The sequence below is a fragment of the Camelimonas sp. FR25 genome, from assembly GCF_059740505.1.
The window spans coordinates 177,978-194,015 of sequence record NZ_JCAWFG010000021.1 but is presented as its reverse complement, the minus strand read 5'-3'; the positions used below and the strand labels follow the sequence as shown (position 1 = coordinate 194,015).

Sequence of the window (16,038 nt, the reverse complement as noted above, 5' to 3'; positions counted from 1 at the left end):
TATGTCCTGCTGCGCCCTGGCCAAATTCGCCTGCCCAACATCGTCCAGCCTCGTTGGCCGTGGCGCTCATACCAGGATGCGAAGATGCGGACGCATCCGCATCCTGGATTGCTCAGGCGCCGCACGGGCTTGACCAAAGTGCGGTGAGTTGTGCTCACCACACTTTGGCGTCAGACCTTCTCCACCCAGGCGGCGGGGCGCTTTTCGGCGAAGGCCTTGACGCCTTCGATGCCCTCCGGCCCACGGGCGCAGGCGGTGAAGGATTTGGCCGCCACGGCGCGATAATCGGCCAGCGGCATGGTGTGACAGATGCGGAACAGCCGCTTGGTCTCGGCATTGGCCCCTGGCGCGCAGCGGCCAATGTCATTGAGCAGCGACGTCACCGTCTCATTCAACGACGCCTCATCCGGGCAATAGAAATCGGCGAGACCGATCTCCGCCGCCTGCTCGCCGTTCAGCCGCGTGCCGGCGAGGCCGAGCCGCCGGGCGTGGCGCGGGCCGATGCGGTTGACCACGAAGGGCGCGATCTGCGCTGGCACAATGCCCAGGCCGGTCTCCGACAGCGCGAAACGGGCGCGCGGCGTGGCGATGACGATATCGGCGCAGCAGGTCATGCCAAAGCCGCCGCCAAACGCCGGGCCATCGACCACGGCGATAACAGTGAGCGGACATTCATTGAGCTCGGCGAACAGCACGCCGCCCTCGCGGTTCGAGGCTTCCAGCGGGTCTTCCTCGCCAGCGCCGACCGCTTCACCCTGTTGCCTGTTGGCCCCCTTGAGGTCGGCGCCGGCGCAGAACGCCCCATTGGCGCCTTGCAGGATCAGCGTGCGAAGGCTGCGGTCGTTCTCGGCCAGCCTGAGGATGGCGCGCAGATCATCGGTCAGCGCCCGCGTCATGGCGTTGCGGGTCGACGGATCATTGATGGTGGCGTAGAGGCGCGAACCCTTGCGTTCGACCTCAACCACGGTGGTGGCGGGCAGCGAGCCGGTCATGGTGTCTCCCCCTGCGGTCGATGCGTCCATCAGGTGCCGCAACGCCGCTCAGTGCTGGTCTGGTTACGCAAGCGGCCGGGCGACCAAGCCCGGCCAGCGCGTCTCAATAGCCGAGCTGACGCACGGCCAGATCGCGCATGATCTCTTCGGCGCCGCCGCCGATAGCGTTGACGCGCACCTCGCGATAGATGCGCTCGACCTTGCAGCCACGCATGAAGCCGGCGCCGCCAAACGTCTGCACCGCCTCGCGAGCGCAATATTCCATGGTCTGCGTCGCCTGGTTCTTCAGCAGGCAGATATCGGCCACCGGGCTCTCGCCCTGGCTGACCAGGTAAGTGAGGTGGTTGAGATAGGCCTGGGAGGCGTTGATGCGCATGGTCATGTCGGCCAGCTTGTGGCGCACCACCTGGTGCTCGATCAGCGGCTTGCCGAAGGTGTGGCGCTCGCGGGCGTAGTTCACCGTCTCTTCCAGGCAGGTGCGCGCCTGGCCGATGCAGCCAGCCGCCATGCCAAGGCGCTCGCTGTTGAAATTGCGCATGATGATCTGGAAGCCCTTGTGCTCCTCTCCGAGCAGGTTTCCAGCTGGCACGCGGCAATTGTCGAAATATAGCGTGGCGGTGTCGGAGGCCCACCAGCCCATCTTGCGCAGCGGCGTGCGCGAGAAGCCAAGGGTCGTGGTGTCGACGACGATCAGCGACACGCCGCCGCGACCGCCCTCGCCCGTACGAACCGCCACCGTGATGTAGTCGGCGCGCATGCCCGAGGTGATGAAGGTCTTTTCACCATTGAGCACATAATGGTCGCCGTCGCGCCGCGCCGTGGTTTTGAGATTGGCGACGTCGGAGCCGCCAGACGGTTCGGTGATGGCGAGGGCGAAGATCTTCTCGCCCGCCAGCGTCGGCGGGATCAGCTGCGCCTTCAGCTTGGGCGAGCCGGCCACCGCCACCGGCGGCAGGCCGATGGTGTGGCTCATCAGCGAGGCGCCGACGCCGCCAATGCCAGCGCGCGCCATCTCGGCGCTGGCGATATTGCCGTAGAACTGGTCGACCTTCACGCCGCCGAACTCCTCCGGGAAGTTCAGTTGCAGCAGGCCAATCTCTGAGGCCTTCTTGTACAGTTCGCGTGGAAACGTCCCGGCCTCGTCCCACTCATTCGCGTAGGGCTCGATTTCCGTCTGCACGAAGCGCCGCATCATGTCGCGGAAGGCGTAATGCTCCTCCGTCAGATACGGATTGTGGATCGGCTCGATGACGATGCGGCCATTGGCCTGCGCATGATCCGCCATGGGTTCCTCCCGCAGACCTGCCGTTTGGGCCCGGTCCGCTGATGCTGATTGTCATACCAGGATGCGAAGATGCTGACGCATCCGCCAATGCTCAGGCGCCGCACGGGCTTAGCCAGAACCCGATGAGTCACGCTCATCGGGTTCTGGTATCAGTCGCCGATCTCGGCGAGAATCTGGCCAGGCGACACCTGATCGCCGACGGCGGCGGACACCGACGCCAGCACGCCGTCGCGCGGCGCGACGATGGCGTGCTCCATCTTCATCGCCTCCAGCGCCATGATCTGCTGGCCGCGCTCCACCGTATCGCCGGGCTGGGCGCTGACCGAGACAACGCGGCCGTTCATCGGCGCGCGCAACATGCCGTCGGCGCCGGATTCGGCGGCGGCCCTCGCGGCGCTGATCCGGCTCTTCGGCGCAAAGGCGAAATCCGCCGCGCCGAGCTTCAGCCACAGGGCATCACCGGCCCAGGCGAAACGATAGGCCAGCGGCGCGCCGTCAACCTCGGCGACGTCCTCGGCGCCCGCATCGGCAGGCTTGCCGACGATGCTGATGCGGGCATCGCCCAGGGTCACGGTGGCGCCGTCACGCCCCACGGCGATATGGCCCTTGCGCTCGGCTGGATGGTCATCGCTGGCCAGCCCGGCCGGGCCATTCCAGGCCAGCCGCCACGGCTGGTCAAGCGGCTGCACATTGCTCCAGCCGCGCCATGACTGGCTCAATCTGGCGGCGCTGCGGGTAGCGGCGGCGGCAAGCCAGGCGGCGACGGCCCATGCCCGGTCGTCGGGCAGCGTGGCGCGCGCCGCATTATCGGGGAAATGGCTGGCGATGAAGCCCGTCGAGACATCTTCGCCGGCCACGAACACCGGATGGCGCAGCGCCTTGATGAGAAAATCCCGGTTGGTGGCGACGCCGAGCAGCGCCGTGGCCTCGAGGCCATGGGCCAGCTTGTCGATGGCCTCCTCGCGGGTCGCGCCATGCACGATCAGCTTGCCGAGCATGGAATCGTAATAGGGGCTGATCTCGAGCCCATCGGCCAGCGCGGCGTCGGCGCGCACGGTGCGCGACGGGTCCCACAGCGCCACCTCGCCGGTGCGCGGCAGGAAGTCGTCCGCCGGATCCTCGGCGCACAGCCGCACCTCGATGGCGTGGCCCCTGAGCGCGATCTGGTCCTGGGCCACCGGCAGCTTGCCGCCATTGGCGACATTGAGCTGCCACTCCACCAGATCGAAGCCCGTCACCAGCTCGGTGACCGGATGCTCCACCTGCAGGCGGGTGTTCATCTCCATAAAGTAGAATTCGCCCGAGCGGTCGAGCAGGAACTCCACGGTGCCGGCGCCGACATAACCGATCTCGCGGGCGACCGCGACGGCGGCCTCGCCCATGCGGGCGCGCAGATGGGCGTTGAGCGCCGGCGACGGCGCCTCCTCGATCACCTTCTGATGGCGACGCTGCACCGAACAGTCGCGCTCGCCCAGATGCACCACGTGACCATGGCTGTCGGCGAACACTTGGATCTCGACGTGGCGCGGCTCGATCACCGCCCGCTCCAGAATCAGCCGGCCGTCGCCGAAGGCCTTCTCAGCCTCGGAGGCTGCGCCCTTCAGCGCATCGGCCATGGCGGCGGCGCTGTCGATGCGGCGCATGCCTCGCCCGCCGCCGCCAGCCGAGGCCTTGATCATGATCGGGAAGCCGATGCGCTCCGCTTCGCGCAGCAGCAGGTCATGCGCCTGATCCTCGCCGTCATAGCCGGGCACCACCGGGATGCCGGCGGCGGCCATGCGGCGGCGGGCGCGGGCCTTGTCGCCCATCGCCTCAATCGCGGTGGCCGGCGGGCCGACGAACACCAGCCCCTCCTGCGCCACCCGGGCGGCGAAGCCAGCGTTCTCGGACAGAAAGCCATAGCCAGGGTGAATGGCCTGGGCGCCGGCGCGCTTCGCCGCCGCGATGATCTTGTCGGCGACCAGATAGCTGTCAGCAGGGGTCAGCCCGCCAATGCCGATGGCCATGTCGCAGGCCTTCACATGCGGGCTGCCGGCGTCGGCGTCAGAATAGACCGCCACAGTGGCGATGCCGAGCCGACGGGCCGTGCGGGCGACGCGGATGGCGATTTCGCCGCGATTGGCGATGAGCAAGGTGGTGATAGACGTCATCAGAGGCCTCTGCGGGCATGAACCGCGGTTGGCCCAAAGGGCCATGGATCGATGCGAGAGCCGCCGCCAGCGGGCAGGCTCCGCTGCGGGCGTGCGGGTTACATCCGGCCGACGCCGAAGCTCAGCGGCCGCACCGTGCGCGCCCGGCCCGACAGGCAGACTGACAGCGCCATGCCCAGCACATTGCGAGTGTCGCGCGGGTCGATCACGCCATCGTCCAGCACCGCGCCCGACGTGTAGAAGGCCGAGGTCTGGCTATCGAAAGTTTCGATGATCTTCTGCTTCATGGTCTCGATCGCCGCCGTGTCCGGCTCGAGGCCACGGGCCCGTGCGCCGTCCTCCATGACGATGGCCATGGTCAGCGCCGCCTGCTCGGCGCCCATCACCGCCGTGCGGGCGGTGGGCCAGGAGAAAGCAAAGTCAGGGGAAAAGCCGCGGCCGCACATACCGTAATTGCCAGCGCCGTAAGAGGCGCCGCACATGACGGTGAGCTGCGGCACGGTGGCGTTGGCCACCGCCTGGATCATCTTCGAGCCGATCTTGATCATGCCGGCGCGCTCGGATTCGGCGCCGACGATGTAGCCGGTGGTGTTGTGCAGATAGATCAGCGGCGAGCCGTTCTGGCAGCAGGCGTGGATGAACTGCGTCGCCTTATTGGCCCCGGCGGGATCGAGCGGGCCATTGTTGCTGATAATGCCGACCTGGATGCCGAAGATTTTTGCCTGCACGCAGATGGTCTGCGGGCCATACAGCGGCTTGTATTCGAGCATCTGCGAGCCATCGACCAGACGGGCGATGATCTCGCGCATGTCGACGGGCTTCTTGTGGTCCTTGGGGAAGATGCCGAGCAGCTCTTCCGGATCAAGCAGCGGCGGCTCGCCCTCGGGGAGCGCGTTGCCCTCATTCCAGCCCAGATTGGCCACGACCTCGCGCAGGATGCGCACGCCGTCGACATCATCCTCCGCCAGATATTCGGCGAGGCCGGAGACGGTGGCGTGCATCAGCGCGCCGCCCAGATCCTCATCGGTGGCGATCTCGCCGGTGGCGGCCTTGAGCAGCGGCGGACCGGCGAGGAACGCCTTGGCGCGGTCGCGCACCATGATGACGTAGTCGGCGAGGCCCGTCATATAGGCGCCGCCCGCCGTCGAGGAGCCATGGGTCAGCGCGATCACCGGCAGGCCAGCCGCCGACAGCCGCGCCAGATTGGCGAACAGGCCGCCGCCGATGACGAAATCCTCGACCTTGTAGCCGAGCAGATTGGCGCCGGCCGATTCCACCAGATGGATGAACGGCAGCCGATGCTTCATGGCGATGGTTTCGAGGCGCAGCATCTTGTCGCCGCCCATCGGCTGGGCCGAGCCAGCGGCGATGCCAGCGTCATCGACCACCACCATGCAGCGCACGCCGGAAATGTAGCCGATGCCGGCGATGCCCGAGCAGCCCGGCACGCTCTTCGCCGGGTCTTTGGTGTCGCGCAAATAGCCAGCCAATGAGCACAGTTCGAGCCAGGGCGCGCCCTCATCCAGCGCCAGCGTCAGCCGTTCGCGCGGCAGCAGCTGGCCGCGTTTGGCGAAGCGCGGGCCGGACGCCGCAGATGCGTCGCGGGCCCGCTTTTGCAGCGCATGCAACTCCCGGATGGCGTCCAGCATGAACGCCCGGTTCTCATCAAAGGCTGGTCCTGCCGCAACGACCCGCGACTCAAAAGCCGGCATGCGCCGTCCTCCCGATTGTTTTGTCACCGCCGCGCCACTCGCGCCGTACGGCCTCTCCTGTCGCTGGCGAATTCTGGCGGCGGCCACTGCCGCAACGACGCCAAAAAATCCCAGGACGGAACGTTCTGCTAGTGGTACTATTCAGTACGCGAGCTGGTCAACCGGTTTCGTGGTCGGGATGTTGTGGCCTGCTGTCCGGCGGCTTGCAGACCGAGATGCGGGGGGCGCGGTGGCGCCAGGGCCTGGCGATGCAGGCCCTTACCAACGGGGCTGGCAAACGGGGTGGGCTGCGAGCCGAACCATGATCGGACCCTCCGGCGCCGTCGCTCGGGAGGTATCGGCTTCTTGCCGCCCGGAGACGGGCAAGCTGTGGAGCAGTCGCCAGGCGCGGATTGGCGCTCTATTGATAAATCAGGTCAAAAGGGCGATAGGCCAAGGCGGAGCGTCCGGCGCCAGCCCGGCCTTGCAGGCCTGCGGCGTTCGGCCTGTCAGCGCGGACAGCGTCCGCCAGCCAACGCCACCCGGCGTCGCCGGCGGTGGCCAGTCACAACGATGACGTAAGGGAGGCAGCGGATGGCGGGCACTTCGGCGACAAGCTCTGCGATGAGGGACGACGTGGCGCAGTACAAGCGCGAGCTGATCCTGCGCGCTGCAGGCGAGCTGTTCTTCCGCAATGGCTACACCGCCACCACCACCGACGCCCTCACCGAGCGGCTGTCCGTGTCCAAGACGCTGATCTACCAGCACTTCCGCTCCAAACAGGACATGCTCGCCACCATCTGCGAGCGCGGCATCAGCGAATCGGTGCAGGTGGCCATCGACGCCGCCGCCCTGCCGGGCCGCGCCGACGACCGGCTGTTCCGCCTGATGCATGATTTCACGCTGGTGGTGATCGAGCGCCATGAGTGGATCGCCATTTCGGCGCGCGAGGTGGCGCATCTGCCGCAGGACGTCGACCAGCGCATCCGCGACATGCAGGGCGATTTCGACCGCATCCTGCGCAACATCATCGAAGACGGCGTGCGCGAAGGCATCTTCCGCGTGGAAGACCCGGCGATCGTCTGCCTCGGCATCGCCGGCATGGTGATCTGGATCCACGCCTGGTTCCGCGCCAATGGCCGCATGACCCCCGAGCAGATCGCCGACGCCATGGCTCACCTCGCCCTGCGCATGGTCGGCGCCCCGGAGCGGCCGCAGGATAGCCAGAGCGCCTGAGGCCACGCCCATCAAAACAACAACGCCCGCAACCTTCGGCTGCGGGCGTTTTCCATTCAAAGCCAGATTCAGCATACCGGCGCAAGACCTTGACCCATATGGTTAATGCGCCGTCACTTAACGCGATGCATGAACCAATAGCTTCGCCGCCGTGAGGGCGCCGCCTCAGTCTTCGTCATCGTCCTCGTCGCGGTGGCCGCCGAAGCCGAGATAGGTGGCGGCGATGCGCGGGTCTTCCTGCAGGCCGGCGCTCTCGCCTTCCAGCGACACCTGGCCATTCTCCAGCACATAGCCATAGTCCGAGATTTGCAAGGCGGCGCGGGCGTTCTGCTCCACCAGCAGGATCGACACGCCGCGCTCACGCAGCGAGGTGACGATGCGGAAGATCTCGCGGACGATCAGCGGCGCAAGGCCGAGGCTCGGCTCGTCCAGCATCAGCAGGCGCGGCTTGCCCATCAGAGCGCGGCCCATGGCCAGCATCTGGCGCTCGCCGCCCGACAGGGTGCCAGCCAATTGCTTGCGCCGCTCGCGCAGACGCGGGAACAGCTCATACACCTCATCAAGCGCCGCCGCCGCAGCCGCCCGCCCCTCATGGCGCAGACGGAAGCGGCCAAGCGCCAGATTGTCCTCGACCGGCAAGGTCGCGAACAATTCGCGCTTCTCGGCCACCAGAGCGATGCCGAGGCCGAAGCGCTCCTCCACCGACAGGCCAGCGATCGGCTTGCCGTCGAAGCTGACGCCGCCGCGCGCCGGCAAGATGCCCATGGCGGCGTTGAGCATGGTGGATTTGCCAGCGCCATTGGCCCCGATCACCGAGACAATGGCCCCATGGCCCACACTGAGCGAGACGCCGCGCACCGCGTCGACGCCGTGATAGCCGACGCTGAGCCGGTCGAGTTGCAGCAGAGCGCTCACGCGACGCCTCCCAGATAGGCTTCCAGCACGGCAGGGTTGTTGCGGATCTCTTCCGGCGTGCCCTCGGCCAGCCGCGCGCCGAACTCCATCACCACGAGGCGGTCGGTCAGGCCCATGACAAAGTCCATGTCGTGCTCGACCAGCAGGATCGACAGGCCCTCGGCGCGCAGCTGGCGCAACAGGGTGGCGAGCTGCTTCTTCTCCTTGTGCCGCAGGCCAGCCGCCGGCTCATCCAGCAGCAGCATCGACGGATCGAGGCACAGGGCGCGGGCGATTTCCACGATGCGCTGCTGGCCGAGCGCCAGGCTGTGCGCTGGCCGGTCGGCAAGATCGGCAAGGCCGACCCGCTGCAATTGCTTGCGCGCTTCGGCGAAGATCCGGCCCTCCTCGGCCCGGTCGAGGCGCAGCACGGCGCCCACAGCTCCTGCATGGCCACGCAGATGCGCGCCCACCGCCACGTTCTCGATGACGCTCATGCCCGACGCGAGACGTACGTGCTGGAAGGTGCGCGCCACGCCGCGCCGGGCGATGACGCGGGCCCGCTCGCCCGTCGCATCCTGGCCGAAATAGCTGATACGGCCGGAGGTGGCGGGGGTGACGCCGGTGACGAGGTCGAAGGTGGTCGACTTGCCGGCGCCATTGGGGCCGATCAGACCGACGATCTCGCCGCGTTTGACGTCGAAGCTGAGGTCGTTCACCGCCACAAGGCCGCCGAACTGCTTGCGCAGATCGCGCGCCGCCAGCGCCGGAGCGTCCTTGTCGCCAGCCGTCTGTGGCCGCGGCGCCAGCTCGCCCGCCGCCGCATGGCTCGCCCGCGCCCGGGGACGGAAGCGGAACAGCCTGACCACATGCGGCCACAGGCCGTCGCGCGCCGTCTGCAGCAGCAGCACCAGGATGGCGCCGAAGGCGATGGCTTCGAAATTGCCGTTGTGGCCGATGAGCCAGGGCAGAATGTCCTGCAGGATGTCGCGGATGATGGTGACGAGGCCTGCGCCGAGGATGGCGCCCCACACCGAGCCCGCGCCGCCAACCACCGCCATCAGCAGATATTCGATGGAGATGTTGAGGTTGAACGGCGACGGGTTCACCGCCCGCTGCAGATGGGCGTAAAGCCAGCCGGAGACGCCAGCCAGCAGGGCTGCATAGACGAAGGCGAGAATCCGGGCGCGGCCCGTGTCGACGCCAAACGATTCCGCCGCCACCACGCCGCCGCGCAAGGCGCGGATGGCGCGGCCCATGCGCGAGTCGAGCAGGTTGAGCGTGGCGATGACCGCCAACGCCACCGCGCCCCAGATCAGATAATACAGCGACGGGCCGTCGCCGAAGCGGAAGCCGCCGATGCTGATTGGCGGGATGCCGGATATGCCGTCGAATTTGGCGAAAAAGTCGAGATTGCCGACCACGTAGAAGAAGCTGATGTTCCACGCGATGGTGGCCAGCGGCAGATAGTGCCCCGACAGCCGCAGGGTGATGGCGCCCACCACCCATGCGAACAGGCCAGTGACCACCAGAGCCACCGGCAGGGCCGCCCACGGATTGAAGCCATAGCGGGTGGTCAGGATGGCGGTGGCGTAGGCGCCGGAGCCAACGAACATCGCCTGGCCGAAGGAGGTCATGCCGCCGACGCCGGTCAGCACCACGAGGCCAATGGCCACCAGTGAATACAGGCCGATGTAATTGAGCAGCGTGATCCAGAACGCCGGCACGCCAGGGATCAGCGGCACGACGAAGCAGATCGCCAGTGCGATCAGCGGCAGCAGATTGCGCTGCGCCATGGTCGAGGTTTGCATCGGGACTTGCTGGGCAGAGACTTGCTGGGCGGAAGCCTGTTGGGCGGCCGTCTCAGGGGTGTGGGCGCTCAATGGTCTTCCTCCTCAACCACGGGCGCGCCCCAGGTGCGCCACAGCAGGACCGGAATGATGATGAGGAAGACGATGACTTCCTTGAACGACGAGGCCCAGAATGACGCCAAAGCCTCGATAATACCGACGAGGATGGCGGCGGCGGCGGCGATGGGATAGCTGGCGAGACCGGCGATAATGGCGGCGACAAAGCCCTTGAGGCCGATGATGAAGCCGGTGTCGTAATAGATCGTGGTCAGCGGCGACACGAGCACGCCCGACAGCGCGCCCATAAACCCGGCGAGCGTGAAGGCGATGCTGGCCGACATGCTCGGGGCGATGCCGACGAGGCGGGCGCCCAGCCGGTTGACCGCCGTGGCGCGCAACGCCTTGCCGACGAGGGTCAGCTCAAAGAAGGCGGCCAGCGCCGCCACCAGCGCCGCCGCGACGCCGAGGATCCACAGCGACTGGCCCGTGACCATCAGCCCGCCGAGATCGAAGATCGCCGACGAGAACGCCTCGGTGCGCGAGCCTTCGGCGCCGAAGAACACGAGGCCAAGCCCGGTCAGCGCCAGATGCACGCCAATGGCGGCGATCAGCAGCACCAGCGTCGAGGCCTCGGCCAGCGGCTGGAACGCCATGCGGTAGATGTAAGGACCCATCGGGGTGATGATGGCCAGCGCCAGGGCGATCTGCACCGCCACATGCGGCTTGGTCGGGGCGAGCAATATGGTGACGCCAGCGATCACCGCCGGCAGCACAAGGTCCGTGCCGACAATGGCAGCGGCGCGGCGCAGGCTCATCTGCCGCCGCCCCTGCGCGAATTGCGATACCGCGGAGACGACGCCGAGCGCCAGCAGCAGCCAGATGGTCGCCGGGGTATGGCCCCGTTCGAGCAGCGCCAGCGTCAGCGCGCCAAACGACACGAACTCGCCCTGGGGAATGAAAATCACGCGGGTGACCGTGAACACCAGCACGAGCGACAGCCCAAGCAGGGCGTAAATGGCGCCGTTAATGACGCCGTCCTGAACAAGGATCAGGAATATCGACAGGTCCACGTCGCGTTCCTTGTGGATACGTGGCGCCCTGGGGCGCGGGACAAACAAAGAGCTCTCCGGTCGGACGCCATGTCCGACGGGAGAGCGCTTGCGCGGGCGCATGGCCCGCCAAAGCGAAGCGGCCCAGAGACTGGGCCGCTACTAAACTACTGGCATGCAGGGCCGCGACGCCGTGCGCCGCTCCCCTGCGCCTGCTGACTTACTTCGCGTCCGGCAGCAGCTTCCAGCCGCCGTCCTTGATCTGCACCATGACGCGCGCCGTGTCGTCCTGGCCGACGTGGTCGGTGGGGCTCATATTGACGACGCCCTGGGTGTAAACCACGCCCTTGGCGTTCTCGATGGCGTCGCGCAGCGCGATACGGAATTCCGGCGTGCCGGGCTTGGCCTTCTTCAGCGCTTCCGGGATCGCCGCCTGCAGCAGCAGGCCCGCGTCATACATGTGCGCGGCGAAGGTCGACATCGAGCCCTTGCCGTATTTCGCCTCGTAATCGGCGACGAACTTCTGCGCCACCTGCTTCGAAGGGTGATTGTCGGGTAGCTGGTCGGCGACCAGCACCGGGCCAGCCGGCAGCACCGAACCTTCGACATCCTTGCCGCCGACGCGGAGGAAGTCGTTATTGGCCGCGCCATGGGTCTGGTAGATCGGGCCCTTGAAGCCGCGCTCCTTCAGCGTGCGGGCCGGCAGCGCCGCCGGGGTGCCGGCGCCAGCCACCATCACGGCGTCAGGCTTCGCCGCCAGCAGCTTCAGCGTCTGGCCGGTGACGGAGGTGTCGGGGCGGTTGTAGCGCTCAACGGCGACCAGCTTGATGCCCTTGGCCTCAAGCGCTGGCTTGATCTCTTCCAGCCAGCCTTCGCCATAGGCGTCGGTGAAGCCGATGAAACCGACCGACTTCACGCCATTGGCGGCCATATGGGCGGCGATGCCCTTGGCCATCAGGCGGTCGTTCTGCGGGGTCTTGAACGCCCACTTCTTCTTCTCGTCGATCGGCTCGACGATCTTGGCATTGGCGGCCAGAGAGATCACCGGCACCTTGTTCTCGGCGGCAACCTCAACCATGGCGAGGGTCACCGGGGTGACCGACGAGCCAACCACAGCGTCCACCTTCTCTTCCGAGATGAACTTGCGCATGTTGGCGACGCCCTTGGTGGTGTCGGTGGCGTCATCGAGCACGATGAATTCAACCGGATGGCCCGCCACTTCGCGGCTAAGCAGCGCCACGGCGTTGGCCTCCGGGATGCCCAGCGAGGCGGCGGGGCCGGTGCTCGACACGGTGACGCCGATGCGCACCTTGTCGGCGGCGAAGGCGGCGACGCCCGAAGCCACAAGTCCAAGCGTGCTGACGCTCAAGGTCACTGCGGCGGTGAACGCCGCGATCCGGAATGTCTTTTTCATTGCCTGCCTAGCCCCCATTGGGTGGCGGCCATCCTGCGCCGCGCCATGCGACCGGGCTGGTCTGGCGACATGCGCGGGCGGCCCCAACCTGCCGTTATGTGCGCCGCTGCATGCGACGCTCCTCGAAAAAGCGCAACGCCCGCTGGCGCAGGCGGCGCTTATTCACCCAGAGCAACCGCGTCGCGGCGCATTTTTCCACCAACGCCCAAAAAACCCACAGGCCGGGCGCCTGTTGTGACGGCTAGCTGTGGCATGACGGCGAGTCAAGAAACTGCATAAGTTAGATGAAGTTGTTGCGACCAATTGCCGACGGCCTGCCCGCAGGCCCACCCCTTAGCCTCAGCGCAAAAACCACTGGCTGTGGATAGCCAGCATGGTTTCCCCCTCCCCCCCACTGGACACGAGCCGGGCCGGCGCCTATAAGCCACCTCACCGACGCAGACCACACGGTCTTGCAGGGCGGGCCCGGATAGCTCAGTTGGTAGAGCATGCGACTGAAAATCGCAGTGTCGGCGGTTCAAATCCGTCTCCGGGCACCACTTACCTCGCAAGTGGCCGCCGTCGTTTTATTTCCCTTAAAGCAAGCTTTGTCGCCGCCAGCTTCGTCAGCAACATTGTCACCGCATATCGCGTCGGCAGCTACTGGCTGTAATGCGCTGACGCCGCGCGCGTACGCGCCCTGCACGCGCCTCTTGCGCCTGTCTTCTTACTTCTTGCGCTTTCCCCTCTCCGCTTGCCCCCTCCGGTCGCCTTTAACCTTGGCCCATCAATCTCGCCCTTGCAGATGCGCGCGGGTCACAGTTGCGCGCCCGGCTCACTGCAACCATTGTTTGCAGCCATGGCGCCCGTGCGTTAGCAAAGTTGTGGCGGCGCGTCGGGAGGGGATGACGCTACGCCGTGGCAAACGTTTCGGCGAGCAGGATGGCACGTGGCGACAATCAGGCCCGCTCCTTGGTTTCGTGAGATCTCCCGCCTCAACAGGGCCGCCTGGCCCTGGCTGCGGTCGGTGCGGGCGGCGATAGCGGTCGGCGCGCCATTGCTGGCTGGTTTCCTGCTGGGGCAGCTGCCCGTTACGCTTTGGGTGGCGCTCGGGGCGATGATGTGCGCGGCTGGCGAAGGCCAGGGCTCGTGGCGGTCGCGCTTCCGCCAGCTGGCCTTTATGGCGCCAATCGCCGCCACCCCGCTGATGTCAGCATCACCGCCCCCTTCCTCAAGGACATCATGCGACAGGTGACGGCCATGGAGCGCCGACTGGAGCAGCAGCCAGGCGCCGGAGCCCGGGCGTCAAACGCGTGATCCAGCCGGAACTGGCGCGTGTTGCATCCCGGAACGGCGGTATTTGCTGCGCCCCGTCGCCGCTATGGTCAGCGCCGCACGATGTGCATGCAAAGACTGTTGGAGACCCATGCCATCCACGATTCCTGTCGGGGACAGGCTTGTCGCGGCGGGGTTTGGCAGGGGGCAGGTTCGCCAGCGCCTCAGGCGCACCTGCATGGCGGCGTCCGCCTTGCTGTTCGGCACGCCGCATCGCGCGGCGCCGGGCGCAGCGGGCGATGGGGAGAAGCGTTATGGCGATAGCGGCGCGAATTGGCGACATTGTCACCCATGCATCCGGCGTGCAGGTGCTGGTCAGCGGCGCCCCTGCCGTGCTGATCGGCGGCCTGCCGGCCGCCCGCGTTGGTGACACCACCACGCCCTGCGCCACGCCCATGTGCCCCTGCCCGGCGCCGGCGCTGGTGACGGGTGGGTCGGCCTCGGTGATCATCGCCGGCATGCCCGCCGCCCGTGTCGGCGACGCCAGCCTGCACGGCCCCTGCGGCCAGGGCAAAATCGTCGGGCCGGGCTGCGCCACCGTGCTGATTGGCGGCTAGGCGCTTTCCCATCGCGCCGAAATGTCGGATGGAACGCGGGGGCGCGCCACACAACAAGACGCCCAGCAAGCGCCGGCGGCAATCGCCTGAACCGGGCGCAATCAAAACAAAAGAGGAAACCCATGGACTATCAGACCATCAGCATCCGCCAGGATGGCGCCGTGGACTGGCTGACGCTGAACCGCCCCGAGCGACTCAACACCCTCACCGGCCGCATGGTCGATGAGCTGTGCCATTATTTCGAGGGTCTCACCCAGGATTATGGCGTGCGCATCGTGGTGCTGCAGGGGGCTGGTCGCGGCTTCTGCGCCGGGCTCGACATCAAGGAGCACCAGCAGGGCGCGGGTATGGACACTGGCGGCGGCACCCTGCGCCCTGGCTATCACCTGTTCGACATCGTCCGGCTCATGCGCGATTGCCCGCAGCCGATCATCGCGCTGCTGCATGGCCCGGTCTGCGGCGGCGGCATGGGCATCGCGCTCGCCGCCGATCTGCGCGTCGCTGGCGACAGCATGCGGATGAATGACGCCTTTGTGGCGCTCGGCCGCTCGGGCTGCGAGTTTGGCCTGTCATATTTCCTGCCGCGCCTCGTCGGCCTCGGGGTGGCGACCGAATTGATGTACACGGGCAGCTTCATCGACGCCGCCCGCGCCAAGGAGGTCGGGCTGGTCAACCGCATCGCCGCCGATGCCGACATGGCTGAGGCGGCGCAGGAGTTGATCGGGCCGATGCTGCGCACCGCGCCGCTGGGCCTGCGCATGACCAAGCAGACTCTCAACCGCACCTTGCGCGTCAATGATCTGCTGGCGGTGATGGATATGGAAGCCAACGCCCAGCGCATCTGCGATGAGGGTCCGGATTTCACCGAGGCGATGACAGCCTTTCTCGAAAAGCGTCCGGCGCATTATGCCTTGCCGGCGCGCCGCGCCACGGGCTGAGTGACGAACCGGAGAAACGCCGGGGCCTCGCAGATGAGTCCGACGCCGCGCGCCCCGGCGAGCAGACAGCGCGATCTGCAGACGCCGTGCAGAGATAATGCAAGGCGTCGCACAATATTACCCGGCAAGCTGCGACCTCAGCCACTACAGCTGGTAGATTTCATGCGCAATTCATTTTAAGGCGACTGGAGATTGACCCGCTCAGATCCACCGATATCGGATGACGCCTTGATCATTGCTGCCTGCTTGCGCTGTCACTTTAGACAGAGCGGCGGGAGTGCTGCTCCTGCGCCCGGCGCATCTGACGTGGATTGTGATGCCGGTGATGGCGAAGTGGTGAGGACAGGATGATCATACGGTTGCGCTGGCGGCTCTTCGCCGCTTTGGCCTGGTGCCTCGCGCCCGCGGCGGCGATTGCGGCGCAAGACGCCCCGTCGCCAAACGCCCCGGCTCATGATCCGGCGGCGCAGATCCTGTCCGCGCAATCCCGTGCGGCGGAGGGCGGCGGCGCCGCTGGCCAGGCTGGCGTGACTGGCGGCGAGGCCATCAAGGTCAGCTCGGGCGTCAGCTATCAATTGATTGGCCGGTGGGACATCGCCCGCCTCAACGCCATCCTGACCGAAGAACTGCCTGCGTTCTCCAGCGCCGCCGTCAGCATCACCCCGGCG

At 66.9% G+C, this 16,038-nt stretch carries 12 protein-coding genes and 1 tRNA gene; 5 read left to right on the top strand and 8 right to left on the bottom strand.

From position 1 onward, the window contains the following. Nucleotides 1-170: 170 nt before the first annotated feature. From AC6A67_RS03485 to AC6A67_RS03470, 4 genes are all read right to left on the bottom strand, one after another. Nucleotides 171-992 carry an enoyl-CoA hydratase/isomerase family protein gene (locus AC6A67_RS03485; protein WP_498035166.1) on the bottom strand — a complete coding sequence of 274 codons (822 nt, stop codon included), beginning with the start codon at nucleotides 990-992 and terminating at the stop codon, nucleotides 171-173. Between the two features lie 103 nt (nucleotides 993-1,095). Beyond that, complete coding sequence (locus tag AC6A67_RS03480; RefSeq protein ID WP_498035165.1) at nucleotides 1,096-2,277, bottom strand: acyl-CoA dehydrogenase family protein; 1,182 nt, start codon at nucleotides 2,275-2,277, stop codon at nucleotides 1,096-1,098. A gap of 149 nt (nucleotides 2,278-2,426) precedes the next feature. Then, on the bottom strand, nucleotides 2,427-4,427 hold the full coding sequence (locus AC6A67_RS03475; RefSeq protein ID WP_498035164.1) for an acetyl/propionyl/methylcrotonyl-CoA carboxylase subunit alpha: 2,001 nt from the start codon (nucleotides 4,425-4,427) through the stop codon (nucleotides 2,427-2,429). Nucleotides 4,428-4,525: 98 nt separating this feature from the next. Further along, entirely contained in the window at nucleotides 4,526-6,139 is a 1,614-nt protein-coding gene (locus tag AC6A67_RS03470) for an acyl-CoA carboxylase subunit beta (protein ID WP_498035163.1), read from the bottom strand. Nucleotides 6,140-6,754: 615 nt separating this feature from the next. Here AC6A67_RS03470 and AC6A67_RS03465 point away from each other — a divergent pair. Next, the gene (locus tag AC6A67_RS03465; RefSeq protein ID WP_498035162.1) at nucleotides 6,755-7,354 is read left to right on the top strand and encodes a TetR/AcrR family transcriptional regulator; all 600 of its coding nucleotides are present in this window, start codon (nucleotides 6,755-6,757) and stop codon (nucleotides 7,352-7,354) included. A 165-nt stretch (nucleotides 7,355-7,519) separates the two neighbouring features. On the opposite strand, the gene AC6A67_RS03460 is transcribed toward AC6A67_RS03465, so the two are convergent. The 4 genes from AC6A67_RS03460 to AC6A67_RS03445 form a co-directional block, all read right to left on the bottom strand. Beyond that, complete coding sequence (locus AC6A67_RS03460; protein WP_498035161.1) at nucleotides 7,520-8,269, bottom strand: ABC transporter ATP-binding protein; 750 nt, start codon at nucleotides 8,267-8,269, stop codon at nucleotides 7,520-7,522. Next, nucleotides 8,266-10,059 carry a branched-chain amino acid ABC transporter ATP-binding protein/permease gene (locus tag AC6A67_RS03455; RefSeq protein WP_498035160.1) on the bottom strand — a complete coding sequence of 598 codons (1,794 nt, stop codon included), beginning with the start codon at nucleotides 10,057-10,059 and terminating at the stop codon, nucleotides 8,266-8,268. The genes AC6A67_RS03460 and AC6A67_RS03455 overlap by 4 nt, the downstream gene beginning before the upstream one ends. A 68-nt stretch (nucleotides 10,060-10,127) precedes the next feature. Then, the gene (locus AC6A67_RS03450; protein WP_498035159.1) at nucleotides 10,128-11,168 is read right to left on the bottom strand and encodes a branched-chain amino acid ABC transporter permease; all 1,041 of its coding nucleotides are present in this window, start codon (nucleotides 11,166-11,168) and stop codon (nucleotides 10,128-10,130) included. 199 nt (nucleotides 11,169-11,367) lie between these two features. After that, nucleotides 11,368-12,561: an ABC transporter substrate-binding protein gene (locus AC6A67_RS03445; RefSeq protein WP_498035158.1), complete on the bottom strand. Its 1,194-nt coding sequence runs from the start codon at nucleotides 12,559-12,561 to the stop codon at nucleotides 11,368-11,370. Nucleotides 12,562-13,024: 463 nt separating this feature from the next. On the opposite strand from AC6A67_RS03445, the gene AC6A67_RS03440 reads away from it, so the two are divergent. The 4 genes from AC6A67_RS03440 to AC6A67_RS03425 all read left to right on the top strand — a co-directional run bounded on the left by AC6A67_RS03440 (nucleotide 13,025) and on the right by AC6A67_RS03425 (nucleotide 15,370). After that, nucleotides 13,025-13,100: transfer RNA gene (locus tag AC6A67_RS03440), tRNA-Phe, on the top strand. Between the two features lie 589 nt (nucleotides 13,101-13,689). Then, entirely contained in the window at nucleotides 13,690-13,857 is a 168-nt protein-coding gene (locus tag AC6A67_RS03435) for a hypothetical protein (protein ID WP_498035157.1), read from the top strand. Between the two features lie 272 nt (nucleotides 13,858-14,129). Then, entirely contained in the window at nucleotides 14,130-14,432 is a 303-nt protein-coding gene (locus AC6A67_RS03430) for a PAAR domain-containing protein (protein WP_498035156.1), read from the top strand. 122 nt (nucleotides 14,433-14,554) lie between these two features. After that, nucleotides 14,555-15,370, top strand: coding sequence for an enoyl-CoA hydratase/isomerase family protein (locus AC6A67_RS03425; protein WP_498035155.1), 816 nt, complete (start codon nucleotides 14,555-14,557; stop codon nucleotides 15,368-15,370). Nucleotides 15,371-16,038: the final 668 nt, after the last annotated feature.

Coding starts and splice junctions, on each gene's coding strand:
- AC6A67_RS03430 (WP_498035156.1), top strand. CDS start 14,130: ATGGCGATAGCGGCGCGAATTGGCGACATTGTCACCCATGCATCCGGC.
- AC6A67_RS03425 (WP_498035155.1), top strand. CDS start 14,555: ATGGACTATCAGACCATCAGCATCCGCCAGGATGGCGCCGTGGACTGG.
- AC6A67_RS03475 (WP_498035164.1), bottom strand. CDS start 4,427: ATGACGTCTATCACCACCTTGCTCATCGCCAATCGCGGCGAAATCGCC.
- AC6A67_RS03480 (WP_498035165.1), bottom strand. CDS start 2,277: ATGGCGGATCATGCGCAGGCCAATGGCCGCATCGTCATCGAGCCGATC.
- AC6A67_RS03470 (WP_498035163.1), bottom strand. CDS start 6,139: ATGCCGGCTTTTGAGTCGCGGGTCGTTGCGGCAGGACCAGCCTTTGAT.
- AC6A67_RS03485 (WP_498035166.1), bottom strand. CDS start 992: ATGACCGGCTCGCTGCCCGCCACCACCGTGGTTGAGGTCGAACGCAAG.
- AC6A67_RS03455 (WP_498035160.1), bottom strand. CDS start 10,059: ATGCAAACCTCGACCATGGCGCAGCGCAATCTGCTGCCGCTGATCGCA.
- AC6A67_RS03445 (WP_498035158.1), bottom strand. CDS start 12,561: ATGAAAAAGACATTCCGGATCGCGGCGTTCACCGCCGCAGTGACCTTG.